23 protein-coding genes are annotated in these 23740 nt (G+C 63.2%); 13 read left to right on the top strand and 10 right to left on the bottom strand.

Annotation, left to right across the window (positions count from 1 at the left end):
- Positions 1–12: 12 nt before the first annotated feature.
- From BA190_RS27860 to tkt, 6 genes are all read left to right on the top strand, one after another.
- A complete protein-coding gene (locus BA190_RS27860) occupies positions 13–1446 on the top strand; it encodes an ABC transporter substrate-binding protein (RefSeq protein WP_068295730.1) in 1434 nt (477 codons plus the stop codon).
- A 116-nt stretch (positions 1447–1562) separates the two neighbouring features.
- Positions 1563–2444: a carbohydrate ABC transporter permease gene (locus tag BA190_RS27855; protein ID WP_068295728.1), complete on the top strand. Its 882-nt coding sequence runs from the start codon at positions 1563–1565 to the stop codon at positions 2442–2444.
- Positions 2444–3280 carry a carbohydrate ABC transporter permease gene (locus tag BA190_RS27850; RefSeq protein ID WP_068295726.1) on the top strand — a complete coding sequence of 279 codons (837 nt, stop codon included), beginning with the start codon at positions 2444–2446 and terminating at the stop codon, positions 3278–3280. Before BA190_RS27855 ends, BA190_RS27850 begins: the two co-directional genes overlap by 1 nt.
- 4 nt (positions 3281–3284) lie before the next feature.
- On the top strand, positions 3285–3518 hold the full coding sequence (locus BA190_RS27845) for a DUF2160 family membrane protein (protein ID WP_068295725.1): 234 nt from the start codon (positions 3285–3287) through the stop codon (positions 3516–3518).
- Positions 3519–3804: 286 nt separating this feature from the next.
- On the top strand, positions 3805–4701 hold the full coding sequence (locus BA190_RS27840) for an NAD(P)-dependent oxidoreductase (RefSeq protein ID WP_068295723.1): 897 nt from the start codon (positions 3805–3807) through the stop codon (positions 4699–4701).
- A 334-nt stretch (positions 4702–5035) separates the two neighbouring features.
- Positions 5036–7060 (top strand): transketolase, encoded by a 2025-nt coding sequence (gene tkt / locus BA190_RS27835; RefSeq protein WP_068295721.1) that lies wholly within the window; start codon positions 5036–5038, stop codon positions 7058–7060.
- An 8-nt stretch (positions 7061–7068) separates the two neighbouring features.
- Here the strand turns inward: tkt and BA190_RS27830 are convergent, their stop codons facing one another.
- The 7 genes from BA190_RS27830 to BA190_RS27800 form a co-directional block, all read right to left on the bottom strand.
- A complete protein-coding gene (locus BA190_RS27830; RefSeq protein WP_068295719.1) occupies positions 7069–7797 on the bottom strand; it encodes a GntR family transcriptional regulator in 729 nt (242 codons plus the stop codon).
- A 93-nt stretch (positions 7798–7890) separates the two neighbouring features.
- Positions 7891–8205, bottom strand: coding sequence for a helix-turn-helix transcriptional regulator (locus BA190_RS27825; protein WP_202908531.1), 315 nt, complete (start codon positions 8203–8205; stop codon positions 7891–7893).
- A gap of 309 nt (positions 8206–8514) precedes the next feature.
- Positions 8515–9912, bottom strand: a complete 1398-nt coding sequence (locus tag BA190_RS27820; RefSeq protein WP_068295715.1) for a porin — start codon at positions 9910–9912, stop codon at positions 8515–8517.
- A 618-nt stretch (positions 9913–10530) separates the two neighbouring features.
- Positions 10531–11502 carry a 2-hydroxyacid dehydrogenase gene (locus BA190_RS27815; protein WP_068295713.1) on the bottom strand — a complete coding sequence of 324 codons (972 nt, stop codon included), beginning with the start codon at positions 11500–11502 and terminating at the stop codon, positions 10531–10533.
- A 164-nt stretch (positions 11503–11666) separates the two neighbouring features.
- Positions 11667–12671, bottom strand: a complete 1005-nt coding sequence (gene denD / locus BA190_RS27810) for a D-erythronate dehydrogenase (protein ID WP_068295711.1) — start codon at positions 12669–12671, stop codon at positions 11667–11669.
- Between the two features lie 281 nt (positions 12672–12952).
- Positions 12953–13723 carry a VOC family protein gene (locus BA190_RS27805; protein ID WP_068295709.1) on the bottom strand — a complete coding sequence of 257 codons (771 nt, stop codon included), beginning with the start codon at positions 13721–13723 and terminating at the stop codon, positions 12953–12955.
- Positions 13724–13848: 125 nt separating this feature from the next.
- Entirely contained in the window at positions 13849–14580 is a 732-nt protein-coding gene (locus BA190_RS27800) for a thioredoxin family protein (RefSeq protein WP_068295707.1), read from the bottom strand.
- Positions 14581–14715: 135 nt separating this feature from the next.
- On the opposite strand from BA190_RS27800, the gene BA190_RS27795 reads away from it, so the two are divergent.
- The 4 genes from BA190_RS27795 (at position 14716) to BA190_RS27780 (ending at position 18127) form a co-directional block, all read left to right on the top strand.
- Positions 14716–15168, top strand: a complete 453-nt coding sequence (locus BA190_RS27795) for a MarR family winged helix-turn-helix transcriptional regulator (RefSeq protein ID WP_068295753.1) — start codon at positions 14716–14718, stop codon at positions 15166–15168.
- Positions 15169–15495: 327 nt separating this feature from the next.
- On the top strand, positions 15496–16275 hold the full coding sequence (locus BA190_RS27790) for a hypothetical protein (RefSeq protein WP_068295705.1): 780 nt from the start codon (positions 15496–15498) through the stop codon (positions 16273–16275).
- A 254-nt stretch (positions 16276–16529) separates the two neighbouring features.
- Positions 16530–16697 (top strand): FkbM family methyltransferase, encoded by a 168-nt coding sequence (locus tag BA190_RS27785; RefSeq protein WP_162275236.1) that lies wholly within the window; start codon positions 16530–16532, stop codon positions 16695–16697.
- Positions 16698–16756: 59 nt separating this feature from the next.
- A complete protein-coding gene (locus tag BA190_RS27780) occupies positions 16757–18127 on the top strand; it encodes a glutamine synthetase family protein (RefSeq protein ID WP_068295701.1) in 1371 nt (456 codons plus the stop codon).
- Positions 18128–18218: 91 nt separating this feature from the next.
- On the opposite strand, the gene BA190_RS27775 is transcribed toward BA190_RS27780, so the two are convergent.
- Positions 18219–20054 (bottom strand): chloride channel protein, encoded by a 1836-nt coding sequence (locus BA190_RS27775; protein ID WP_082980078.1) that lies wholly within the window; start codon positions 20052–20054, stop codon positions 18219–18221.
- Between the two features lie 120 nt (positions 20055–20174).
- Between BA190_RS27775 and BA190_RS27770 the strand changes: the two genes are divergently transcribed.
- A complete protein-coding gene (locus BA190_RS27770) occupies positions 20175–20588 on the top strand; it encodes a MarR family winged helix-turn-helix transcriptional regulator (protein WP_068295699.1) in 414 nt (137 codons plus the stop codon).
- Positions 20589–20695: 107 nt separating this feature from the next.
- On the top strand, positions 20696–21397 hold the full coding sequence (gene msrA, locus BA190_RS27765; protein WP_156771735.1) for a peptide-methionine (S)-S-oxide reductase MsrA: 702 nt from the start codon (positions 20696–20698) through the stop codon (positions 21395–21397).
- Between the two features lie 207 nt (positions 21398–21604).
- Here msrA and BA190_RS27760 read toward each other — a convergent pair whose 3' ends face one another.
- Positions 21605–22084: an N-acetyltransferase gene (locus BA190_RS27760; RefSeq protein WP_068295696.1), complete on the bottom strand. Its 480-nt coding sequence runs from the start codon at positions 22082–22084 to the stop codon at positions 21605–21607.
- A gap of 99 nt (positions 22085–22183) precedes the next feature.
- Entirely contained in the window at positions 22184–22816 is a 633-nt protein-coding gene (locus tag BA190_RS27755; RefSeq protein WP_068295694.1) for a TetR family transcriptional regulator, read from the bottom strand.
- 93 nt (positions 22817–22909) lie between these two features.
- Here BA190_RS27755 and BA190_RS27750 point away from each other — a divergent pair, with 93 nt between their 5' ends.
- Positions 22910–23575, top strand: coding sequence for an O-methyltransferase (locus tag BA190_RS27750; protein WP_068295692.1), 666 nt, complete (start codon positions 22910–22912; stop codon positions 23573–23575).
- The last annotated feature ends 165 nt before the right edge of the window (positions 23576–23740 follow it).

Raw genomic sequence — 23740 nt, 5'->3', positions numbered from 1 at the left:
GGGAGAAACCAGATGTACAGGAAGATAGGAGCCGGCCTCGCCGCACTGACGGTCAGCGTCCTGCTCGCCACCACCTCCGCCTACGCCGATTTCTGGTCCGACGCGTCCAAGGACCTCCAGGGCGTCACCATCCACGGCATTTCGGAGAGCACGCCGCCCTCCAACTATGTCAAGAACGTGCTGGGTCCCGCCTTCACCAAGGCCACCGGCATCAAGGTGGAGTTCGAAGCCACCTCCTGGGACCAGATGTACGACAAGGCGATCAAGGACATGGAGGCCAAGACCGGCGTCTATGACTTCGTCTATATCGAGCAGGACATCATCTACAGCTATCTGGCCCGCAACTTCCTGGTCGACATCACCAAGACCCTTGCCGACAAGCCGGCGCTGAAGGCACCCGACTATGATCCTGCGAAGTTCACCAGCTTCGCCAACTACTTCAAGGACGACAAGGGCGACCTCTACGGCGTGCCGATGGAAGCCTTCATCAAGATCTACCTCTATCGCAAGGATCTGTTCGACGATCCGGCGGTGAAGGAAGCCTACAAGAAGAAGACCGGCAAGGATCTCGCCCCCGCCAAGACCCATGAGGACTACAAGGCCATCGCCGACTTCTTCACCGAATGGGGCAAGGACAAGGGCGAGGAATTGTGGGGCTCGACGGTGCAGGCCAATACCGGCCATCCCGCCTCCTGGTACGAATTCTTCGAAAGCGTCGCACCGACCTTCGGCGTCTATAATTGGGGCATCGACGCTTCCAAGAACTATGCCGCCACCGTCGCCAATGGCGGCTCGATGAACAGCCCCGAGGCCAAGAAGGCCCTGGAATACTGGCTGAGCCTCTTACCGGACGCCCCGCCCGAATCCACCGCCAGCACCTGGGACGAAGTCGCGGCCACCTTCGCGGCCGGCCGTGCCGCCCAGGGTCTCGTCTATGGCGAGAATGCTGCCTGGATCGCCACCGATGCCTCCAAGTCCAAGGTGGTGGGCAAGGTGGGCGTCGCCCTGCCACCGACCTCTCCCGGCGTGATCGAGGCCGCGGAAGCCGGCAAGGGCTATATCGGCTATTATGACGGCGGCGCCTTCGGCATCTCCTATGCCTCCAAGAACAAGGAGGCCGCCCTGCTCTTCCTGCAATATATCGCCCAGGAGAGCGTCCAGGCCGATTGGGCCGTCGCCGGCTCGCGCATCACCCACACCGCGACCTATGACGACCCCAAGGTGAAGGCGCAGGACGAGAAAACCAACGGCTACTATTCGCTGATGAAGAAGGACGGCAAGCTCTTTGCCGGCGCCCCGCCCTATCCCTTCCACGCCCAGGTGCGTGAAGCGACCGCCTCGATCTTCTACAAGGCGATCACGGGCGACCTTTCGGCCTCCGACGCCCTCGACCAGATGGCCGCCACGACGGAAGCCGAACTCAAGAAGCTGGGCTATCGCAAGTAGCAGGCCAGCCGGAACCGCCCGAGGCGGTTCCGATCCACCATAGAGAGCGGCGGGGCTTCCGGCTCAGCGGAGGCCGCGCCGTCATCCTTTACTGCCTCGCGGGTGAAGGAACCCTCATGCGATCGTCGACAACCGGCTGGCTGCTGCTGGCACCCACCCTGTTCATCCTCGCTCTGTTCGGTATCGTGCCGTTCATCTACGTGATGGTGGTCTCCTTCACGCAGTGGAACAGCTTCGCTGCCGATCCGACCATGCATTTCAACGGGCTCGACAATTTCCGCGCCCTCGTCTTCGACACCGACTTTCTCAAGTCGATCTGGGGCACGTTGAAATTCGGCTTCTTCGCCGTGGTCAGCGAGATCGTGCTCGGCTACTTCCTCGCCCAGCTCTTCATGCGTGACTTTCCCGGCAAGGGCTTCTTCCGCACCATCCATACGTTGCCGCTGGTAATCGCACCGATCGCCGTAGGCGCGATCTGGCGCCTGCTACTGACGCCCGGCCTCGGCCCGGTACCGAGTTATCTGCGCAGCTGGTTTGGCTACGATCTCAACATCAGCCGCTTTTCCGACCAGGCCTTCACCGCCGTGGTGATCATGGACATCTGGCACTGGACGCCGCTGGTGACGCTGACCCTGCTCGCCGCCCTTTCGTCCCTGCCCAAGGATCCTTTCGAGCAGGCGCAGATCGACGGCGCCAGCCGCTTCCAGATCTTCTGGCACATCACCTTGCCGATGCTGAAGCCGGCGATCCTCGCCACCGTCTTCATCCGCCTGATGGATGCCCTGCGCACCTTCGACGAGATCTTCATGCTGACCTCGGGCGGCCCGGGCGATGCCACCCGCTTCGTCGGCCTCTATATCTACCGCGTGGTGTTTCCCAAGAAGGATTACGGCTATGGCGGCGCCATGTCCGTGCTGGTGCTCTACCTCACCATCGTGATGTGCTGGCTGCTCTATTCGGCCCTGGTGGCCCGCCGCGACCTCAGGAGGCCCGAGTGATGCGCAAGCCCAATGTCTTCGTCAGCCTGTTGCTCTGGATCGTGCTCAGCCTGATCACGCTCGCGCCGATCTACTGGCTGTTCGTGGTCTCGGCCAAGAGCCGCGTCGAGCTCTTCGGCAGGCCGAGCTTCCTGCTGACCTCCTTCTTCCCGGACAATTACGCCAACGCGCTGACCGATCCGAACCTGCAGAAATACATGCTGAATTCGGTCATCGTCGCCACCTCCAATGCCTTTCTGGTGACCCTGCTCGGCTTTCTCGCCACCTATGCGCTGACGCGCTACAAGCTGGTCGGCAAGGAGAACGTCTTCTTCTGGACCATCACCAACCGCATGGCCCCGCCCGCGGTGTTCCTGCTGCCCCTCTTCCTGCTCTATACGCAGGTCTTCGTCGTCGGCGACTGGAAGCTGTTCGACACCCGTATCGGCCTTGTGCTGCTTTATTGCGTGTTCAACCTGCCTTTCGCGGTGTGGACATTGCGCCCGGTGCTCGACTCCATCCCGCAGGAACTCGACGAGGCCGCCACCATCGACGGCGCCTCGACCTTCCAGCTCCTGGCCAAGGTGATCTACCCTCTCGCCAGGCCGGGCCTCGCCGTCACCATGATCCTCACCTGGATCTTCGCCTGGAACGAATATTTGCTGGCCGCCACCCTCACCAGCGTGGAGGCCCGCACCATCACCACGCTGCTCGCCGAATATGTCTCGGTCACCGGCACCAATTGGGGCCAGCTCGCCGCCACGGCCATGCTGACGCTGATCCCGGCTTTGGTGATCCTCGGCGTGGTGCAGCGCCATATCGTCGCCGGCCTGACCTTCGGCGCCGTGAAGGGATGAGGCCATGAACCAGTTCGTCAATCTCGACAAGCAGGATGAAGAGCTCGAAAAGCCCCCCGTCGAAAAGACTGGCTTCCTGCCGATCCACACCAATGGCTTCGACCGCGGCTTCATCGCCGTGGTCCTGCTGATCGCCATCCATCTGTTCTGGATGCGCTTCGTCGAGCAATCGCTGTCGATCTATTTTGCCACCGCGATCTCGCTGGTGCTCGGCTATGTGATCATCAAGAAGGGGTGATGCCGCTGGCGGTGATACTTGGCCCAGATACTTGGCTCAAGCGTCATTGCGAGCTCTGCCAATCCGCAGGATTGGCTTGGCGAAGCAATCCAGGTGCCGCCGCGGCCGCGTTTTCCAACTCTGGATTGCTTCGCTGCGCTCGCAATGACGGTGCTTGATCGGTCAAGCATCAAGACCGCTAGGATGACTCCCCTGCCGAGGCACAACCCCAAGGTAGCCCTTGCGCTTCAGGCTCCTCCCACTATTGTCATACAAAATACTATGACAGGATGAGAGGGAGCGGATAATGGCCAAGCGCATCATGTTCACCGGCGGCAGCGGCAAGGCCGGTCGCCATGTGGTGAAGGATCTCCTCGACCACGGCTATGAAGTGCTCAACATCGACACCAGGCCGCTGGACGATCCGCGCGTGCGCACGCTGATCGCCGACATCACCGATGCCGGCCAGGTCTTCAACGCCCTGTCGAGCTATATGGGCACGCACGAGTTCGACGCGTCCTTGCGCCCGCAAAAGGTCGATGCCGTCGTCCACTTCGCCGCCATTCCGCGTATCATGATCGTGCCTGACAACGAGGTGTTCCGCGTCAATGCGCTCGGCACCTACAACGTCATCGAAGCGGCGATCAAGCTCGGCATCCCCAAGGTCGTGATTGCCTCCAGCGAGACGACCTATGGCGTCGTCTTCGCCCATGAGCACCGCAATCCCGCCTATTTCCCGCTCGACGAGGACTATGACGTCGATCCGATGGACAGCTACGCCCTCTCCAAGGTCGTCAACGAGAAGACAGCCCGGGCCTTTGCCCTGCGCGAGGGCATCGACATCTACGCGCTGCGCATCGGCAACGTCATCATTCCCGAGGACTACACCGAGAACTTCCCCAAATGGTTCGCCGATCCCGGCTTCCGCAAGCGCATCGCCTGGAGCTATATCGATGCGCGCGACCTTGGCCAGATCACCCGGCTCGCCATCGAGAAGGACGGCCTCGGCTTCCAGGTCTTCAACGCCGTCAACGACGAGACCTCGTCCAATCTGCCGACCGCCGAGTTGCTCCAGCGTTTCTATCCCGGGGTACCGGTCAAGGGCACGCTCGGCGAATACGAGACGCTGTTGTCCAACAAGAAAGCCCGAGACTTGCTGGGCTTTCGCGAAGAGCATCCCTGGCGGCGCTATGTGAAGGGCTAGGATATTTGAAATTTGATTTCCAAGTGATTTCCAGCGTCATTGCGAGCGAAGCGAAGCAATCCAGAAGCCACTAATGTCTCGTTTTGGGCCTCTAGATTGCTTCGCTTCGCTCGCAATGACGGTCGAGCAATAGGATTGCGACTGTAGTTCCTGGGGTAAGGATGGCTTCAGCCGAAGCGGTCATCCACTTTGGTCATAGTGTGCGGCCAAGCCATCCCAGGCGGGACGCAACAGCGTTTGACAGCTTGGCCTATTCACCATACTTGTACGGACAGGATTACAAGATGCAGACCGGCTCGCTGCAGATCGGGCTGCCGACCGAACAGGAAACGCCATGAGTTTCGACGAACGCCCCGCTCCCTCTCAGCGCGACCTCGCCAACGCCATCCGCTTCCTGACCGTCGATACCATCGAGGCCGCCGGCACCGGTCACCCCGGCACCGCCATGGGAATGGCCGATATCGCCGAGGTGCTGTGGAACCGCTTCCTCAAGCACAATCCGGCCGACCCGGCCTGGATCGACCGCGACCGTTTCGTGCAGTCGAACGGCCATGGCGCGATGCTGATCTATTCCCTGCTGCATCTGTCGGGCTACGATCTCCCGCTCGAGGAGCTCAAGGCCCATCGCAAGCCCGGATCGAGGACGCCGGGCCATCCCGAATACGGCATCACGCCCGGCGTGGAGACGACCACCGGTCCGCTCGGCCAGGGCTTCGCCAATGCCGTCGGCATGGCGCTCGCCGAGCGCAAGCTCGCGGCCGAGTTCAACCGCGACGGCTTTCCCGTCATCGACCATCACACTTATGTCTTTGTCGGCGACGGCTGCCTGATGGAAGGGGTGGCACAGGAGGCGGCCTCGCTCGCCGGTGCACTCGGTCTCGGCCGGTTGATCGCCTTCTACGATGACAACGGCATCTCGATCGACGGCGACGTCAGAACCTGGTTCGCCGACGACACACCCGCCCGCTTCCGGGCTCTGGGCTGGCACGTGGTCGCTGATGTCGACGGCCATGACGCCGGCGCGGTCGAGGCGGCGATCGAGGAAGCACGTGGGGTCCACGACAAGCCGAGCCTGATCTGCTGCCGCACCATCATCGGTTTCGGTGCGCCCACCAAGCAGGGCAAGGAAGAAGTTCATGGCGCCCCGCTGGGCGCCGCCGAAGCGGCCGCCACCCGCAAAGCGCTGGGCTGGTCCTATCCGCCCCATGAAGTGCCCTCTCCCATCCGTGCCGGCTGGGATGCACGCGAGCGCGGAGCGGACAGGCAGGCAGCCTGGGAGGCTCTGTTCGCCCGCTACCGGGCAACCCATCCGGATCTTGCTGCCGAACTGCAGCGCCGCATGGCCGGCGAGGCGCCAGCCGCTCTTGCCCCAGCGGTGGCGGCCTATGCCGATGCCCTGCTGGCGGAACCGCCGGCCCGCCAGCCCCTGCGCAAGGCGTCCAGCAAGGTGCTTGCCCGTTTCACCGCCTTGCTGCCGGAGCTGATCGGCGGCTCGGCCGATCTCAGCCAGTCCACTCTGGCCTGGACCGCGGCATCCAAATCGATCCTGCCGGGGGATTTCGCCGGCAATTTCATCCATTATGGCGTGCGTGAATTCGGCATGTCCGCCGCGATGAACGGCATGGCGGCCCATGGTGGCCTGATCCCCTTCGGCTCGACCTATCTCGTTTTCAGCGACTATGCCCGTAACGCCGTGCGCCTCGCGGCCTTGATGAAGCTAAAGGCGATCTTTCTCTACACCCATGATTCCATCGGGGTCGGCGAGGACGGCCCGACCCACCAGCCGGCGGAACAGCTCCTCGCCCTGCGCGCTATTCCCGGCCTGTCGCTCTGGCGCCCCGGCAGCGAACTCGAAGCGCTGCTGGCCTGGGAAGAAGCCGTGGGTCGCCAGGGACCCAGCGTCATCGTCGCCGCGCGCCAGGACACTCCGGCCATCACGCACATCCAGGAGCACCGGCAGGCGATCCGGCGCGGCGGCTATGTGCTCTCGGAACCGGCACAGCGTCCCGATCTCGTCCTTGTCGGAACCGGCTCCGAACTCGGGCTCGTCGTCGAAGCGGCTGCGCATCTGGAGGCAGAGGGCATTCACGCACGGGTGGTGTCGATCCCCAACGCTGCTCTTTTTGCCGGCCAGCCCATGGCCTATCGCGACACCGTGCTGACGCCCGGCATTCCCACCCTGTTCGTCGAGGCCGCCTCGTCGATCTACTGGTACCAGTTCCTGCGCGGCCCCGGCGCGGTGATCGGCATCGACGCCTTCGGGGAAAGCGCGCCCGGCCCGCTGCTCTACCGGCATTTCGGTCTCACCGCCGAGGCCGTGGCGGCACGGGCCAGGACGCTGCTGCCGGTCGGCGCCTGAGCAGGACGTCAGCGCGCCCGATGCAGTTCGATGGTCAGGCGCGTGCGATCTGGATGGTGCCAGGATTCGTAGTATTCCACCGGCCTGCCTTCCTGGTCATAAGTCAGTTCGCGGTTGAACAGCACATGCGACCCCGGCTCGAGCCCGAGATGGCCGGCTATCTCGGCATCGGCCGTACCGATCTCCACGGTGCGCTGCCCGCTGGAGACGATGACGCCGAAATCCCGCTCAAGGCACTCGTAAAGCGAGACCTGGTCCAGGCCGGGATGGGTCAGCAACCCCGGCACCCGGCCATAGGGCAGATAGTTGCGCACCAGAAGCAGCACCTCGCCATCGGCATAGCGCAGGCGCTCGACCAGCACGGCCCTGGCATCGCCGATGCGTTCTGCGATGGCCGCAGGAGCCTCGATCAGGCGTTGCGCCAGGATCTTCGTGCTCAGCTTGAAACCGGCCCGCGCCAGATCCTCCCGCAGCGGGTCGAGGCGTTGGCTTAGATTGATCGGCACCTTGCGTTCGCGCACGAAAGCACCGCGGCCGCGCTCGGTCTCAATCAGCCCCTGCAACGCCAGCGACTGCAGGGCCTGGCGCACGACACTGCGCGAGATGTCGTAACGGGCACACAGCTCATGTTCGGAAGGAAGTCTCTCACCAGCGGCGTAGAGGCCTTGCGAGATTCCGGCCCTCAAGGTTTCGGCGAGTTGAAAATAGAGGGGAACCGGCGTGGAACGATCGAGCATGAAGCGGCAAATCGACGAAAGGGATGCGGGACCCTACCAGCTTTACCGCTCCAGCAACAGCGCATGCTTGGTCCTGCTTCCGCAGAACCTCAATCACGCTGCATCCGTCTCCTGTACGAGCACGCCGCTCACACTGGCATTGCTGCGGATCACATAGGCCAGGGGATCACGCCCCATCTCCACCGCCAGAGTCATGAAGGTCTCGGCGTTGCAGGGCAGGTAGGAGGATTCGAGACGCGCCAGCGTACTGAAGGTCACGCCCGTAAGCGCGCCGAACTGTCGATAGGTCAGCCCGCGCGCTGCGCGCACATTCCGCAAATCGTCACCAAATCGCTTCCAGTCGATCTGGAGCGATGTGGAGTTCTTCTGGAAGGGACGGCTCGCTCTTTCCTGCATTTCTTCACTCACTTCACGCCTTGTGAGATCGCGCTACATTGCCTGGAACTCTTTCAGCAAACATTCTCAAATATTTCATCGCGACTTCTCCAGAACCGGGGAGACTCCGCAAAATGCACTGGACTTCAACTTCTATACGTAAGGCACTCCAATATACGTTACCATACCGGAATGCATTCAGCGTTACAGATCAAAATCGTAACATCACAATTTCTTGAGGACGTTGCCAAAACGCACAGCACAACTTCAGGACTGCAAGCACAATAGGCCAAGCGGGACCCGGCTCGCGCCGGGCCCCGCTCTCAGATCGTCCGGTTTGGATCAGAAGGTGCGCTTCAGGCGAACTCCGCCCTGCCAAGAGTTAGCGGAGCCATCCGCAGATCCGAGCGGCCCGATGCCAACTTCCTGCTTGGTGTGGGTATAGGATACTTCGCCTGCCACTGAGAGGCCCTTGACGATCGTATAGGTCAGATTGCCCGCGATGGTGTATTCCTTGAGCGAAATATCGATACCCGGGGCAACGTTGCGCAGGATGCCATCGGCCTTCACGTCGATGTAGCTACCCACAAGATTAGCGTTGAGCTGCGGCGTGATATTGCCACCGAGTTCGGCTACGATCGACCAGCCCTTGGTTCTGTCATAGCCCGTAATACCGCCTGGCCCGATCGACGAGGGGAAGAGATCCGACAAGCCGATGAGCGTGCCGAGGCTGTTCTTGACACCGAGATATTCGGTGGCGCCATCAGCATACTGACCTTCAACGATAAAATGCCCACCATCGATGGCCGGTATCTTAATGAGAGCAGTACCGCCAACGGCAAAGCCGTACTTGTTGTCGTGAGTCGTCGGGATGGAAAGAGTGCCAGTGTTGCCGCCCGACGTCACCGTCACATCAACAGTTTCTGGTGAGCGCAGCTGGTGAAGAGCTCCTTGGAGGGCCAAGGATCCCCAAGTCGAGTCATAGCGCAATTGACCAACGACGTCCGGGATTTGCTGCCCGCCCTGCAGATTGATGTCCACGCCGGTAAGACCGAAGCCGAGGGCCGTGCCAGCGAAGCCAACGTCGTTAACACGGTGGTCACGACCGTCTTCGATCGACAGCGTGGCGCTGAAGCCACCACCGAACTGAGCGGTGTAGGCGATGAGGTTAACCGTGCTGGTTTCTGAGTAGTAGGGTGCCCAGATCGTATCGCCATACTCGTTATCGTAGAAGCCGAAGAACGAATGGGCATAACCAGCCGTCAAGCCACCGAACTGGATGAAGGCCTTGTCGATCGTGAAGGTATTGCCGTTATAAATGCCGCCACGTCCTTGAGCCGAAATCGGATGCGAGTCGGCATTGATCTGGAAGTAGGAGCGCAGCAGACCCCATTCGGTCTCGGTGCGGGCATCGAACCAGATGCGGGCCTGAGTGTTGAAGGCCGAGCGATCATCATTCCGGCTCTGCCCAACATTGGTCAAGACATTGTTGATTGATGTCGGAGCCGAATTGATGCCTACCCGGTCGCCACCAAACACGCGATAGTCGGCGCGGATCTCGCCGCCGATCTTCAGGCAGGTGTCGGAGCCGGGGATGTAGAAGAAGCCGGGACCGAAGGCGGAGCAGACCTTCACATATTCGACGGCCTCGCCCTTGGTCATGGGCAGGTCGGCAGCCTGGGCGGCGCCGATGGCGGCGATGCCTGCAGCAGCGCCGAGAAGTGCGGATTTAATCGTCATCAAAACCCCCTCCGGGACATTTTTTACTTGCGTGGATGGGGTTTCTCGTCATGTCACCCCATTCACAACGGCCGACCAAACTTGGCGCATGCTTGAGAAGCACTTGGCCGCCACGTGAATCGTCGCAGTGAAGGTGCGATATTCTAGAAAGCGCCACAATAGAGTTTCTCTACCTTGGTACCGACAGAAAACATTTTGGCGAATATGTGTCACTCAAAAGACACATCCGAAGCTTCATAGCTTACACAAAAGAATCGACTACCCATAAGGGTATAGTGAATTAACATACCAACAAAATAAAAGTCTATTTTGGTGTTTTATAATTGGAACACATAAAATTAATACGCGAAACCTCTATCTGTTAGCAAAAGGCCCCACACGCGTCTCTTCGCAGATAAAATAGTTTCCATGTGGCAATATAAGACTTACCGTTTCACCGCCTCCGCACATCGATGCCGGAACGAGTTCGGAAAAACTCCTATCCGGTATCCCGTTTTGCTTGCAGGTGGCATGCCATGCAACGAGACGAAAATCTCCCCAGACAAGACAAGCAGGCTCCGCCGGGCCAATGGTCCGGCGGAGCCTGCTTGTCTTGTCTGTAGTTGGAGCTGTCGGCCGTCAGGCCTTCTGTCGGGGCCAGGGCGTCTCGGACACCGGCGTCAGCGGCCCCTTGCCATCGCGCCAGGAGACGAGATTGTCGACCACCAGCTGGCCCATGGCGCGGCGGGTGTGAATGGTAGCCGAGCCGACATGCGGCAGCAGCACCGCATTGTCCAGCGCCACCAGCGCTTCGGGCACATGCGGTTCGCCGGCGAAGACGTCGAGCCCCGCCGCGAGAATGGTGCGATTGCGCAACGCCTCGATCAGGGCGCTCTCGTCGACGACGGAACCGCGGGCGACATTGATCAGCACGCCCTCGGGGCCGAGCGCCTTAAGCACCTCGGCATCGACCAGATGGCGCGTCTCCGCCCCTCCGGGGACGATGATCATCAGCGTATCCACCGCCTCCGCCAGCGCCTTCACGCTGGAGTGGTAGGCATAGGCCACATCCGCCTGGCGCCGGCGCCCGTAATAGGCGATCTTCAGGCCGAAGGCCTCGGCGCGGCGGGCGATCGCCTTGCCGATCCGTCCCAGGCCGACGATACCGAGTGTGCGCCCACGCAGCGTCGCCGGCGTCAGCGGATAGTTTTCGTTCAGCCATCGGCCCTGCCGCAGGAAGCGGTCGGCCTGCGGTACTTCGCGGATGGTCGCCAACAGCAAGGCCATGGCGAGATCAGCGACGTCTTCGTTGAGGACTTCGGGCGTGTTGGTGACCACGACGCCATGCCGTGCCGCCGCGGCGGCATCGACGGAATCATAGCCGACGCCGAAATTGGCGATGATTTCGAGCTTGGGTAAAGCGGCGATCAGCGCTTCGTCGACATGGGCATGGCCGCCGGCCGCAAGGAAGCGTACCCGGTCGGCAATCCTCGCCAGCACCGCGTCGGGATCATCCGCCAGCCAGAGCTTGTGCACGGTAAAGGCCTGGTCCAGGGCCTCGACCGTTTGGGCAAGCATGGGCTTGGGCATCAGAAGATCGGGTGCGGACATGCCGAGGGAACTCTCAGGGAATGGAATGGATCGAAGGGTAGCGCCAAGACCTAAAGCGTTTTGCGATCTGGCGAAATCACCAAATCGCAAAGACGTGTCGAACCAGGGAGTGAGAGCAAAGCGCATTCAAGCATGAACGCGCTTTGCTCCAGGCAAGCACCGGCTCAGAGGGTCGGCAGCTTGCCGCCGAGCTCGTCCTCGATATGGGCCTGCACGATGGCATCCATGTCGCGATCGGCGACAAAGCCGAGTTCGAGGGCACGCGCCGTGTCGAAATCGCGCGGCCAACCCGCCACGATCTTCTCGATCACGGGATCAGGCTGGTGCTTGATCAGCGCCACGGCCTTGTCGCCGGCCGCCCGGCGCAGGGCCTCGATCTCCTCGGACACCGTGGCGGAAAGGCCAGGCATGGAAAGGTTGCGGCGTGCGCCCAGGCGGGCCGTATCGATTGCAGCGGAATGGTGGAGGAAGCCGACCGCTGAACGCGGGCTGGCGAACCAATGACGCACGTCGTCCGAGACCGGCAGGATGGCTTCCTGCCCGTTCAGCGGCTCGCGCAGAATGCCCGAGAAAAACCCGGAGGCTGCCTTGTTGGGCTTGCCGGGGCGCACCGCAATGGTGGGCAGGCGGATGCCGATGCCGTCGAAGAAGCCGCGGCGGCTATAGTCGGCCAGCAGCAGCTCGCCGATCGCCTTCTGCGTGCCATAGGAGGTCAGGGGCGTGTTGAAGAACTCATCGCCGATGCGCTCCGGGAAGGGGGCCCCGAACACGGCGATGGAGGAGGAAAAGATCACGCGCGGATAATAGCCCTCGCCCGGCCTGGCATCACCATGAGCCTGGCGGATCGCCTCGAACAGGCGCTGGGTACCTTCCAGGTTGATGCGATAGCCCTTGTCGAAATCGGCTTCCGCCTCACCCGAGACGATCGCGGCGAGATGGACGATCACGTCGGGGCGCGCGCCGATCAGACGCTCGACCGTGCCCGGCACGGGCAGGTCATCCTGGCTGGCGCTGCAGGCGAACGGCAAACCGGCGGGAACCTGGGGCAGCACGACGTCGCTGAGCAAAGCCTCGCTGACGGCCCTGCCGCCAAGCTTGCCGTCGCGGCTCATGCTTTCCAGCAATTTGCGGCCAACCATACCTGCCGCACCCAGGATCAGGACTTTCATCGCCTCGCCTCGTCATTTCCCCGCGACCGAATAACGCCAGCCGAAGCCCTGCGCATCGCGCCGCACCTCTTGTCTCATGATGCCCGTTCCGGGCTCGAAGGACGGCTCGAATCCGCCGTTTCTCAGCCTAGCGATAAGGCCTTTGCCGAGGTGAGGCAAGTTCTTGTCTTACAAATTGAGGCAATTCTTGTCTTACAAATCGAGCAAGGACATGATGGCGCACGACAAAGGCCCCGTCATCGCTTCCGGGGCCTCGCCGTCATTCGCATTGGCTGGCACGGTCAGGAACGCGGCCCGACCATCGCCGTCAGGGCTCCTTGCGGATCACGGCATTGGATCACCCACATCTCGCCGGGCACTTCCATCGGCTCCATCAGGATCTTGCCGCCATTGTCGGTGACACGTTTGGCCGTCTCGTCGATATTGTCGACCTGGATGTAATAGATCCACATCGGCCCGCACATGTCCTTGGTGCGGGTCATCATGCCCCCATAATCAGTGCCGTTCTGGCCGTAGAGCTGATAGACACCCATCGGTCCCATATCGAGGCCCTGGTGCTTCTCCCAGCCGAACAGCCTGGAATAGAACTCGAAGGCGCCGGGGCCATCGCCGGCATGCAGTTCGCGCCAGGCGATATGGCCGGGCGTGCCCAGGCCCGGCATTTCCGGCGGATCCCCCTGCCCCTTGAACAGGCCGAACACGGCACCATAGGGATCGGCGGCAATGGCAAAGCGGCCGACGCCGGGAATGTCGTCCGGCGCACGATGAACCTGGCCTCCGAGCTTCACCACCTCGGCGGCTGAGGCATCGACGTCGTCAGCGGCGACGAAGCCGGTCCAGTTCGGCGGCACATTACGGGCGACGGCATCGGGCGGAATGTCCATCAGGCCGGCCACGAGCGCACCCTTGTTGGAGAACAGCGTGTAGGTGAGGCCCGGCATGCCGGAATCGGCTGCCTCCCAGCCCAGCACGGCGGTATAGAAGGTCGCCGCCGCCTTCACATCCGTCGTCATCAATTCGTACCAGACAAAGCTTCCATGTGTGACGGACATGACGGGCTCCCTTGGATGCCGGGTTTCGGATCAGGTTGCTGAATAGATTTCTTGGCAGAGGACGATAGGCCGAGACCATGGCGGGCCGATTACAGCCCCCTGGCGAAAGTCATCGAGAGGCGGCGTCAGCCGCAGCAGGCATGCGCGGCAGGCTTGTCCTGGTATTCGTCGTGCCGCCGCACGAAATCCATGGTCGAGGCTTCGTTCCGTCCCTTCGGCGCGCGGTCGAGGATCATCAAGGTGCCGATCAGTTCCTCGGGGCCGCGGGCATAGCTCGAATAGGTGTGAAACACCTCGCCCTGCTCGTCCTTGTAAAAGGCACTCAACCCAGGCAGTTCGTCGTGGCCCTGGGCGCTCGGCTGGCTGGTAAAATTATAGACGATCTCCTCACCGGCCAGGTCTTCCCGGCTGAAGGAGACGTGATAGTCGAAATTGAAATCGCTGCCGAAGGCAGACGCCCAGGGAAAACGCCAGCCCATGCGTGCCTTGTAGGCTTCGATCTTGGCAAGCGGGGCACGAGAGACGGCGGTGAGCGTGACGTCATGGTGGTTGAGATGAGCCAGCGCCCCGTCGAGATGGTCCGCCAGGAAGGAGCAGCCGGTGCAGCCGGCATCCCAGTCGGGACCCAGCATGAAATGGTAGACGATCAGCTGGCTGCGGCCCTCGAACAGTTCGGCGAGCGTGCGCCGCCCCTCCGGCGTGTCGAACAGATAGGCCTTGTCGACCTTGACCCAGGGCAACGCCATGCGTTCGGCATTCAACCGGTCGCGCGCCCGCGTCGCCTCCTTCTCCTTGATCAGCAGCGCCTTACGCGCCGTCAGCCATTCGTTCCGAGACACGACCTGGTGGGCTGACATGTCGACCTCCCTGCAGCAGTTCTTGGATAGCTTGACTAAATAAGTTGATATCAACATTATTAGCGCATGTCAAAACACACCGACCATCGGCGCTTGTCATCCCAGCCCGGCCTCGATGAGGCGGAGCCGCCGGACATGGCAGGCGAACAGGAGCCCCTCGTTCCGTTCGCGACGACCCTGCTCGTGCGCGACACCTGCCTGTGCCTGCACGTCCAGCGCGCGGCGCGGGCACTGGCTCGCCGTTTCGACGACGCCCTGCGCCCGGTCGGGCTGACCAACAGCCAGTTTTCGCTGATGATGGCGCTCAACCGCCCTGCCCCGCCGCCGATGGGGCCGGTAGCGGCGCTGCTGGCCATGGACCGCACCACCCTCACCGCTGCGCTCAAGCGCCTCGAGGCTCGCGGCCTGGTGCAGGTATTGCGCGACCCGGCGGACCGGCGCTCCCGCCTGCTCGCGCTCACAGAGGCGGGAGGCTCCCTCCTGGCGCGGGCCGTGCCGATCTGGCAGGAAAGCCATGCCGGGCTCGAAGCGAATCTGGCGGGCGGCCAGGTCATCCGCCTCAGGCAGGATCTCGCCGCCCTTTGCTGAACCCACACGGGACAAACGCCCCCGGTTTCTCGGAACTTCGCCTTGGCAAGGCTCGTCGCCGTCCCGTCAGCTGAAGGGGCAGGACAGGCCAGCCATCACGCCCCTCCACCGAGTAGGCCCTCTCGCCGCTCCCCGACGCTATCGTGCCGCATGCCGCCCCCGGCCATGCCGCCGCAACGAGCCTGGCAAGACAGGAAGGTCCTGCGTGACGGTTGCGTATGACGACAGGGAATGGCTTGATTCGCATTTCCAACCTGCTCTAATCGCCAAACGAGCCACTTCTCTCGCCATCAGGCGCCCCGCCCGGCCTTATTCGAAAAGCAGGTCATGCTCGATATTTCAGCCCTCCAGTCGATGAAGGTGTTGTTCGCAACGCCCTGCTATATCTCAGCCGTCAGCATGAACTATGTGGTCAGCATGTACGGCCTGGCCTGCGATGCCACGCAGCTCGGCCTGAAGACCGTGCTGCACATGCATTCGGAAAGCCTGATCACGCGCGGACGCAACATGGTCGTGCTGAAATTCATGCAGGACGAATCCTATACGCATCTGTTCTGGATCGATTCAGACATTTCCTTCACCACCCAGCAAGTGATCCGCCTGCTGCTCGCCGATCGTGATGTGGCCGGCGGGGTCTATCCGATCAAGTCGCTGGCCTGGCCGGAGCCGCTGCCTGGCGGCCTCAGCAAGGAAGAGGTGGAGATCCGCTATGCACGCTATGCCTTCAATCCCGTCGACCACGGCAAGTCGCCGATCGGCCAGCATGTCGACGATGAAGGCTTCATCGAGGTCTCGGAAGCGCCCACCGGCTTCATGGTGATCAAGCGCCATGTCTTCCCCAGGCTGATGCAGGCCTATCCCCATCTCAACTACACGCCGGACGGACCGCCCGACAATCCGCTCAAGCCGCTGCACTGGCTGTTCTTCGATTGCATGGTCGATCCCGATTCCGGGCGCTATCTGTCGGAGGACTACGCGTTCTGCCGGCGCTGGCGCGACATCGGCGGCAAGGTCTGGATCGATTCACAATCCAAGCTGCAGCATCTGGGCCAGTACAATTATGTCGGCGATGTCGAGACCAGCCTGAAGCAGCAGGGCCACTGGTAGAATTGAAGGCTTGGATCGCCGAGGTTCGCTGCAGCCTCATTCGAGTTCGCAGGGGCTTTGTCATTGCCGGGCTTGACCCGCAATCCAGCCTGGCGCCCGGTTATGCTCGTGGCTTCTGGATAAGCCGGCTCAAACCCGGCTATGAGCCATCTAGCCCACACCATCGGCAACGGCGGCGAGAACTACCTCGATCTCCGCGCCTATTCGGGCTGGAGCAGCCTGCTCACCCCGCGCTGGAGATGTTTTCCTATTTCATGCCCGATGCGAAGGTGGTCGGCCACGTCCCAGTGCGCACCAGCCGCCTCGACGACCTGACGGTGATCTCGGACATCGACATGCTGAAGGTCGACATGCAGGGCACCGAGCTCGCCGTTTTTCAGAATGCCCGCGAGAACTGCGCACGGCCGTCGACCGCAAGCTGAGGGGGCTTGACGGCGCAGCGGCGGGCGCGTTCTGTGGAACCCCATCGAGACCCCTCCCCATGTCCGCCGACACCAGCGCTTCCCGTCACCCCGAAGTCGCCGCCTTTCTTGCCGCCCACCCCGATACCCGTTTCATCGAAGCCTTTACCCCCGATTTGACCGGCTACGGCTTCGGCAAGCGCCTGCCGATCGAGGAAATCGACAGCCTCTACCGCTCCGGCATGGGCTTTTCCGCCGCTCCCTATGTGCTCGATGCGAGGCATGACGGCTACGGTTCCGGCGGCATCGGCTGGGACGACGGCGATCCCGATGCCAAGGGCGTGCCGATCCCCGGCACGCTGAAGCCGATGCCGTGGGCGGCCGTGCCGACGGCGCAGGTCATGCTCGACATCTCCTACGCCGTCACGGGCGAGCCGCTGTGGACCGACCCCCGCCATTTGCTCAAGACCATCCTCGCCCGGCTCGCCGCCGATGGGTTCCATCCCACCGTCGCCTGCGAATACGAGTTCTTCCTCACCGACGGTACGCGCGAGGCCGACGGCCGCATCCGCCCGCCGATCCTCAAGCGCACCGGCCGCCCGCTCGGCCCGCCGACCAATCTCTCCGTGCTGACACTGGAGGAAGTCGCGCTGTGGTCGGCCAGGGCGGACGATGCGGCACGGGCGCAGAACGTGCCGATGGGCAGCATCATCGCCGAGATGGGCGTCGCCCAGTTCGAGACCAACCTGCATCATACGGATGATGCGGTGCTCGCCGGCGATCACGCCGTGCTGCTCAAGCGCCTGATCCGCGGCACCGCGCGTGCCGAGGGCTGGGACGCCACCTTCATGGCCAAGCCTTATGAGGACGAGGCCGGGTCGGGCCTGCACGTGCATGTCAGCCTGTGCGACGCCGACGGCCGCAATCTCTTCGCCGATCCGGCGACCGGCGAGCAGATGATCCGCCATGCCATCGCCGGCATGCAGCGGCTGATGCCTGAGTCACTCGCCTTCTTCGCGCCCAACCACAACTCTTTCCGCCGCTTCGGCGGGCTGTTCGCACCGGTCAACCGCAAATGGGGCGAGGACAACCGCACCGTCGCCCTGCGCATCCCCACCGACAAGGGCCCGGGACGGCGCATCGAGCATCGCGTCGCGGGCGCCGATGCCAATCCCTATCTGGTGCTGGCGGCTATCCTTGCCGCCGCCCATTACGGCATCACGCGAAAGCTCGAACCGGATGCGCCCGTGGTCGGCAAGCATGCCGGCTTCACCCGCGATCCCGGCCTGCCCGGCGACGTCTTCGAGGCCGCTCGCCGGCTGGCGCGGGCCAGCCTGTTGAAGGAATATTTCTCCAAGCGCTATCTGGAGACCTACGCCCACCTGGTCCATGGCCAGCACGAGGATTTCCTCTCGGTGCTGAGTCCGCGCGAATACGACCTGTTCTTCTGACGGGCTTTCCGGGGAAGAGTCACAATCGGGTGTATATGGCTGCTCGTCATTGCGGGCGAAGTTGGTGTGTCAAACTTCAGGCAGGTTGGTATCAAATCCCCCGCTCGCCGCGCGCCCGCAGCCGGATCATCACGCCGCGGTCGTGCTCCTCCGCACGCCTGTGCGCCCTGACCTGCAGCAGGTCCTTGCGCGCGATCAGGCCGACCAGGCCGCCGCTCTGGCGATCGAGCACAGGCACCCGGCCGATATCGGCGATCGCCATGCGATCGGCGAGCGCACCGGCCAGCTCGTCGGCATAGCCGATCTCGAGGTCTTGCCCCTCCAAGATCTCCTGCAGCGACAGGGACTGGATGTCGTCGTCCTCCGAGGCATGCACCGACCAGTCGAGGATGTGGGCGCGCGAAACCATGCCGACCACGCGCCGCTCGGCATCGACGACCGGATAGCTCTTGTGGCAAGGCTCTCCACTGGTGAAGAAGGCGACGGCCCGCGCCACGGTCATCGCCGCCGGCAGCGTATCGACCTCGCGCACCATCAGATCGGCCACGCGGGCGAGGTCGAATGGATCGGTGTGATATTCACCCGAGATGTGGTGGCCGCGACGGGCGATCTTCTCGGTGAGGATGGAACGCTTCATGGTCAGCACGGTGGTGGCATAGGCCGTGCCGCAGGCGGTGAGCAGCGGCAGGAGCACGCCGAGATTGCCGGTGAGCTCCACCGCGAACAAGGTCGCCGTCAGCGGTGCGCGCATGGTGCCGCCCATCATCGCCGCCATGCCGAGCAGGGCCCAGAAGCCGGGATCGGCCTGCGGCAGGACCAGGCCCGCCAGGGTGCCGAGCGCACCGCCGAGCATCATCAGCGGCGCCAGCACGCCGCCGGAGGTGCCTGAGCCAAGCGAGATGGACCAGATCAGGGATTTGACCACCAGAAGCAGCAGCACGGCCTTGACGGCCATCTCGCCCGAGAGGAGATGGCGGATGTTGTCGTAGCCCACCCCGAGCGCGCTCGGGTCGAACAGCCCGCCAATACCGATGGCGAGGCCGCCGAACAGAGGCCACCACATCCAATGCAGCGGCAGGCGGTGGAAGAAATCCTCGCTGGCATAGACCATGGCGGTCAGGATGCCCGAGCCCAGTCCGGCAACAATGCCCATCACGACCCAGCCGAGAAAGCCCGGTAAGGTCAGCGCCATATGGCCGGTGAAGCCGAACAGGGGCGTGGGATCCAGCAGCAGGCCGCGCTCGGCCGCCGCCACCGACGCGGCGACCACCACCGGCAGGAAGCTGCGCGGCTTCCATTCGAACAGCAGCAGCTCGATCGCCAGCAGCACGGCGGCGATCGGGGTGCCGAACACCGCCGTCATGCCCGCCGCAGCGCCGGCGACCAGCAGGGCCTTGCGCTCATTGGCACTGAGATGGATCATCTGCGCGACGAGCGAGCCGATGGCTCCGCCGGTCATGATGATCGGGCCTTCGGCGCCGAAGGGGCCGCCCGAGCCGATCGAGATCGCCGAGGAGAGCGGCTTCAGCACCGCCACCTTGGGATTGATCCGGCTCTTGCCGATCAGGATCGCCTCCATCGCCTCGGGAATGCCGTGGCCGCGGATCTTCTCCGAGCCATAGCGCGCCATCAGGCCGATGATCAGGCAGCCGATCACCGGGACGAACACAGCGGTCCAGCCCAGCGGCGTGCCGGAGATCGGCAGGTTCTCCAGCGAGAACCGGCCGTAATAGGCGATGTTGGTGCACAGTGTGATCAGGCGCAGCAGCACGAAGGCCGCGCCCACGCCAGCCGTTCCGACGAAGACGGCGATCGCCATCAGGAGGATCACCCGCCGATCCGTGGTGAAGTCGCCCAGGCGCGCCGGCAATTCGCGGGTTCCCGCCTCGGCATCCTGCCCGGGCGTGCCCAGAGTCGAAGTCGTCATGTCGCTGATATCCATCTGTCGGGGGATAACCCGGCTGAATTTTGTATCGCAATACGATATATTTTGCGCAAGTCAACGGATTTTCGTAGAGAGTGCAGCAGACAGGAGAATCGCGGAACCATGGACACAATGCGGCAGCAAGATCCTGACTACGCCGCCCTGGCGCGATTCCGGCATGCCTTGCGCAAATTCCTGGTGTTCAGCGAAGCGGCAGCCGGCGCTGCCGGACTGACGGCCCAGCAGCACCAGGTCTTGCTCGCCATCGCCGGCCTGTCGCAGGACGGTGCGCTTTCGATCGGCGAACTGGCCGAGATCCTGATCCTGCGCCACCACAGCGTGGTCGAGCTGGTCGACCGGCTCGGCAAGCTCGGCCTGGTCGAACGCATGGCCGATCCGGCGGATGGCCGGCGCGTGCTGGTGCGGCTGAGCGAGGCCGGCCGTCAGAAGCTGCAGACCCTGTCGGAAACTCATCTGAAGGAACTGGCTGCCATCGGACCGGCGCTCTCCGAGCTCCTGCAGGCCTTCCGGGGCTGATCACGTCGCCGTCACGGGCACCCGCGCCTGCCTCAAATCGGCGTGAGGCGTAACGAAGCCTCCCCATCCGCTCGTATAATCACAGGCAATCCGATGGATGGAGGACGATGATGAAACGGCGCGGCATTCTGTTCATGGCGGCGGGCCTGGCGGCCAGCCTCGGCACCGGCTTGTGGTTTTCAGCCTCGAGCGCCGAGGAAGCGCCGCGCCTGGTATCGCCCCCCACCCTCGATAGCCGCCCGGGCGCGGCCTCGGAGATGGCAGTATTGGCGGGCGGCTGCTTCTGGGGCGTGCAGGGCGTGTTCCAACATGTGAAAGGCGTCAGCTCGGCGGTTTCGGGTTATGCCGGCGGCACGGCCGGCACCGCCAGATACGAAACTGTCTCGACCGGGTCCACCGGCCATGCCGAAGCAGTGCGCATCCGCTTCGATCCGCGCCAGATCTCCTATGGCCAGATCCTGCAGATCTATTTTTCGGTGGCGCATGATCCCACGCAGCTCAACCGCCAGGGCCCCGACAGCGGTACGCAATATCGCTCGCAGATCTTCACCACCAGCGCGGAACAGGCCCGTATCGCCGCCGCCTATGTCAGCCAGCTCGACGGCGCCCATTCCTTTGCCAGCCCGATCGTGACCCGCATCGCGCCACTGCAGGGCTTCTTTCCGGCGGAGGCCTATCACCAGGACTATCTGACGCGCCACCCCACCCAGCCCTATATCGCCATCAACGACCTGCCCAAGGTCGCCGCGCTGCGGCAGCTCTTCCCGGCAGTCTATCGCAACGATCCGGTCCTGGTGGCCGGCCGATGAGGCTGGACTAATATCGTCTCGCCAAATGACTGCCTCATCCCCGCGCGAGGACGTTGTCATCCCCGGCGGGGTCGAAGACCCCGGGAAGGGGATCCAGGGGCGACAAGTCGCGTCCAATGGCCCCTGGATTCCACTCACAAGCAAAGCTTGTGAGGAGACCTCGCCCTCTCTCGCTGCGCTCGCGAACAGTTCGGCCGGCAATGACGGTTAAGGATTTCGTCCCTTGGTATAAGCTGCGGCACCCGCGACGTCGCGGCTGAAGTGCACGATCCGGCGGTCGGGGCGCTCCTCGATCCGCTCGATGGCATAGCCGCGCCGCTGGTACCAGGCGACGTTCTCGGTGAAACGTTCATTGGTGTAGAGCCGCACGAGCCCATGGCCGTCATGCCGGGCACGCTCTTCGGCAAAATCGAGCAGGGTCGACCCCAGGCGATGGCCCTTGCGCGCCGGCGCCACGGCAAGGCTCCAGATCAGAAGGTGGTCGGGTTTCGGCTCGATGACGAGGGCCGTCTCCAGTGCCTCGGACGGGCCGGACACCCAGATCTCCATCGTCTCGAACAGGGCGGCGAAATCGGCATCATGCGGCGGCAGGGCCATGTCGATGCGCTGCTTCAAGGGAGCATAGGCGGCCTGCTGCAAGGTGGTGATAGCCGGGATCTCGGTTCTGGTGGCGCGGCGGAGATTCATGACGAGGCTCGCAAAAAGGCGTTAGGGAAGCAATCGCTCAATCGGCCGCGGCCGACAAGGCCTTCTCCTCGGCGCGCGGTCCTCTTGACACGATGGGCCTCAGCCCGCGCCGAGGCGTTCGAGATAGGCGCAGAACATATCGGCCATCGCCTCCGAATAGGCCTCGATCTCGGCCTGCGTCCGAGGGCTTTCCGAAAACTGCTTGCCTACCGCACTCAACGTCGCGCTGATGAGGTCGCCGGCCAGGGCTCGCACCGTTTCCGACGCCTTCGGCAGGACCTCCCGCATGAAGGCCTCGACGATGCCGTCTCCTGCCGCCCTGGCGGCCTCCGCTTCGGGGGCATCGCGGTAGAGCGGCGCGGCATCGTCGAGCGCCACCCGCACCGCGGCCTCGTCGCATTCCGAACGGATGAAGGCATGCACGAGGATGCGCAGCCTTTCGAACGGCGGCTTGCCGCCATCCTGCAGGATGCCGCGCAGCAACGCGCTGGTCTGCCGCCATTCGTCGCTCTGGAGCCGAAACAGGATCGACGCCTTGTTGGGGAAATACTGATAGAGCGAGCCGACGCTGACGCCGGCCTTTTCGGCCACCCGTGCGGTGGTGAAGCGCTGCGCACCCTCCTTGCGCAAAACCTGAATGGCAGCCTCCAATATCGCGGCAACCAGCTCGGTCGAGCGGGTCTGCCGGGGCTGCTTTCGTGAGGAAACAGAAGAACTTCGACGGTCTGTCATCGGAGTGCCGGGCAATGCGAATGGTGAATACGACGAATTAGTCGTATTTTTAGCCCAACGCAAGAACGCGCTCATCCCAGACCCGAGACTCCCATGACAACCCTTACCGCTGCACCGATCGGTCCTCTGCTGGACCGCCTGTTCGAAGAAGCCGATGCCGCTTCGCCGACAACGATCCCCGCTATGGCCGAACTCTCCCGCCCGGAACGCGAGCGGCTGATGCGCAGCAAGACCGAATATCTCGACCTCTACGGCCGCCTGAAGGACCTACCGCTCGCCGTCTCCCGCGAAACCGGCCTGCTGCTCTATATGCTGGCCCGCAGTTGCCGAGCCCGCACGATCGTCGAATTCGGGACCTCGTTCGGCATCTCGACCCTGCATCTGGCCGCGGCGCTGCGGGACAATGGCGGTGGGCGCCTGATCACCAGCGAGTTCGAGCCCTCCAAGCTGGAACGAGCCCGGCGGAACCTCGCCGCCGGTGGCGTGCTCGATCTCGTCGAGATCCGGGAGGGAGATGCACTGCGCACGCTGGGCATCGACCTGCCCGAGTCGATCGATCTGGTCCTGCTCGACGGCGCTAAGGCCCTCTATCCCGAGATCCTCGATCTGCTGGAGAGCCGGCTCAGGCCCGGCGCCCTCGTCGTCGCCGACAATGCCGACTACAGCCCCGACTATCTCGCCCGCGTACGCTCGCCGGCCCGGGGCTATCTGTCGACGCCCTTCGGCGAGGATGTCGAGCTCTCGATGCGGATCGGCTAAACCCATTCCATGTGCCGCAAGGCATCGGGAACACCCCAAGGGAGTCGGCGCGAACCTCCGGCCCCCTCTAGAGCAAAGCGCGTTTAGACGGAAACGCTGTTTTGCTCTCGCTCTTTGGTTCGACGCGTCTTTGCGATTCGAGATGATTCCGTCTAATCGCAAAAC

Origin of the sequence: Labrys sp. WJW (assembly GCF_001676615.1) — a bacterium.
In the GTDB taxonomy this organism is placed as follows: Bacteria; Pseudomonadota; Alphaproteobacteria; order Rhizobiales; family Labraceae; genus Labrys; species Labrys sedimenti.
This window is presented reverse-complemented; position numbering and strand designations above follow the sequence as displayed.

Bases quoted from the DNA above. Each gene is read 5' to 3' on its own strand.
- BA190_RS27860 (WP_068295730.1), top strand. From the start codon at position 13: ATGTACAGGAAGATAGGAGCCGGCCTCGCCGCACTGACGGTCAGCGTC.
- BA190_RS27855 (WP_068295728.1), top strand. From the start codon at position 1,563: ATGCGATCGTCGACAACCGGCTGGCTGCTGCTGGCACCCACCCTGTTC.
- BA190_RS27850 (WP_068295726.1), top strand. From the start codon at position 2,444: ATGCGCAAGCCCAATGTCTTCGTCAGCCTGTTGCTCTGGATCGTGCTC.
- BA190_RS27845 (WP_068295725.1), top strand. From the start codon at position 3,285: ATGAACCAGTTCGTCAATCTCGACAAGCAGGATGAAGAGCTCGAAAAG.
- BA190_RS27840 (WP_068295723.1), top strand. From the start codon at position 3,805: ATGGCCAAGCGCATCATGTTCACCGGCGGCAGCGGCAAGGCCGGTCGC.
- tkt (WP_068295721.1), top strand. From the start codon at position 5,036: ATGAGTTTCGACGAACGCCCCGCTCCCTCTCAGCGCGACCTCGCCAAC.
- BA190_RS27830 (WP_068295719.1), bottom strand. From the start codon at position 7,797: ATGCTCGATCGTTCCACGCCGGTTCCCCTCTATTTTCAACTCGCCGAA.
- BA190_RS27820 (WP_068295715.1), bottom strand. From the start codon at position 9,912: ATGACGATTAAATCCGCACTTCTCGGCGCTGCTGCAGGCATCGCCGCC.
- BA190_RS27815 (WP_068295713.1), bottom strand. From the start codon at position 11,502: ATGTCCGCACCCGATCTTCTGATGCCCAAGCCCATGCTTGCCCAAACG.
- denD (WP_068295711.1), bottom strand. From the start codon at position 12,671: ATGAAAGTCCTGATCCTGGGTGCGGCAGGTATGGTTGGCCGCAAATTG.
- BA190_RS27805 (WP_068295709.1), bottom strand. From the start codon at position 13,723: ATGTCCGTCACACATGGAAGCTTTGTCTGGTACGAATTGATGACGACG.
- BA190_RS27800 (WP_068295707.1), bottom strand. From the start codon at position 14,580: ATGTCAGCCCACCAGGTCGTGTCTCGGAACGAATGGCTGACGGCGCGT.
- BA190_RS27795 (WP_068295753.1), top strand. From the start codon at position 14,716: ATGGCAGGCGAACAGGAGCCCCTCGTTCCGTTCGCGACGACCCTGCTC.
- BA190_RS27790 (WP_068295705.1), top strand. From the start codon at position 15,496: ATGCTCGATATTTCAGCCCTCCAGTCGATGAAGGTGTTGTTCGCAACG.
- BA190_RS27785 (WP_162275236.1), top strand. From the start codon at position 16,530: ATGCCCGATGCGAAGGTGGTCGGCCACGTCCCAGTGCGCACCAGCCGC.
- BA190_RS27780 (WP_068295701.1), top strand. From the start codon at position 16,757: ATGTCCGCCGACACCAGCGCTTCCCGTCACCCCGAAGTCGCCGCCTTT.
- BA190_RS27775 (WP_082980078.1), bottom strand. From the start codon at position 20,054: ATGACGACTTCGACTCTGGGCACGCCCGGGCAGGATGCCGAGGCGGGA.
- BA190_RS27770 (WP_068295699.1), top strand. From the start codon at position 20,175: ATGGACACAATGCGGCAGCAAGATCCTGACTACGCCGCCCTGGCGCGA.
- msrA (WP_156771735.1), top strand. From the start codon at position 20,696: ATGATGAAACGGCGCGGCATTCTGTTCATGGCGGCGGGCCTGGCGGCC.
- BA190_RS27760 (WP_068295696.1), bottom strand. From the start codon at position 22,084: ATGAATCTCCGCCGCGCCACCAGAACCGAGATCCCGGCTATCACCACC.
- BA190_RS27755 (WP_068295694.1), bottom strand. From the start codon at position 22,816: ATGACAGACCGTCGAAGTTCTTCTGTTTCCTCACGAAAGCAGCCCCGG.
- BA190_RS27750 (WP_068295692.1), top strand. From the start codon at position 22,910: ATGACAACCCTTACCGCTGCACCGATCGGTCCTCTGCTGGACCGCCTG.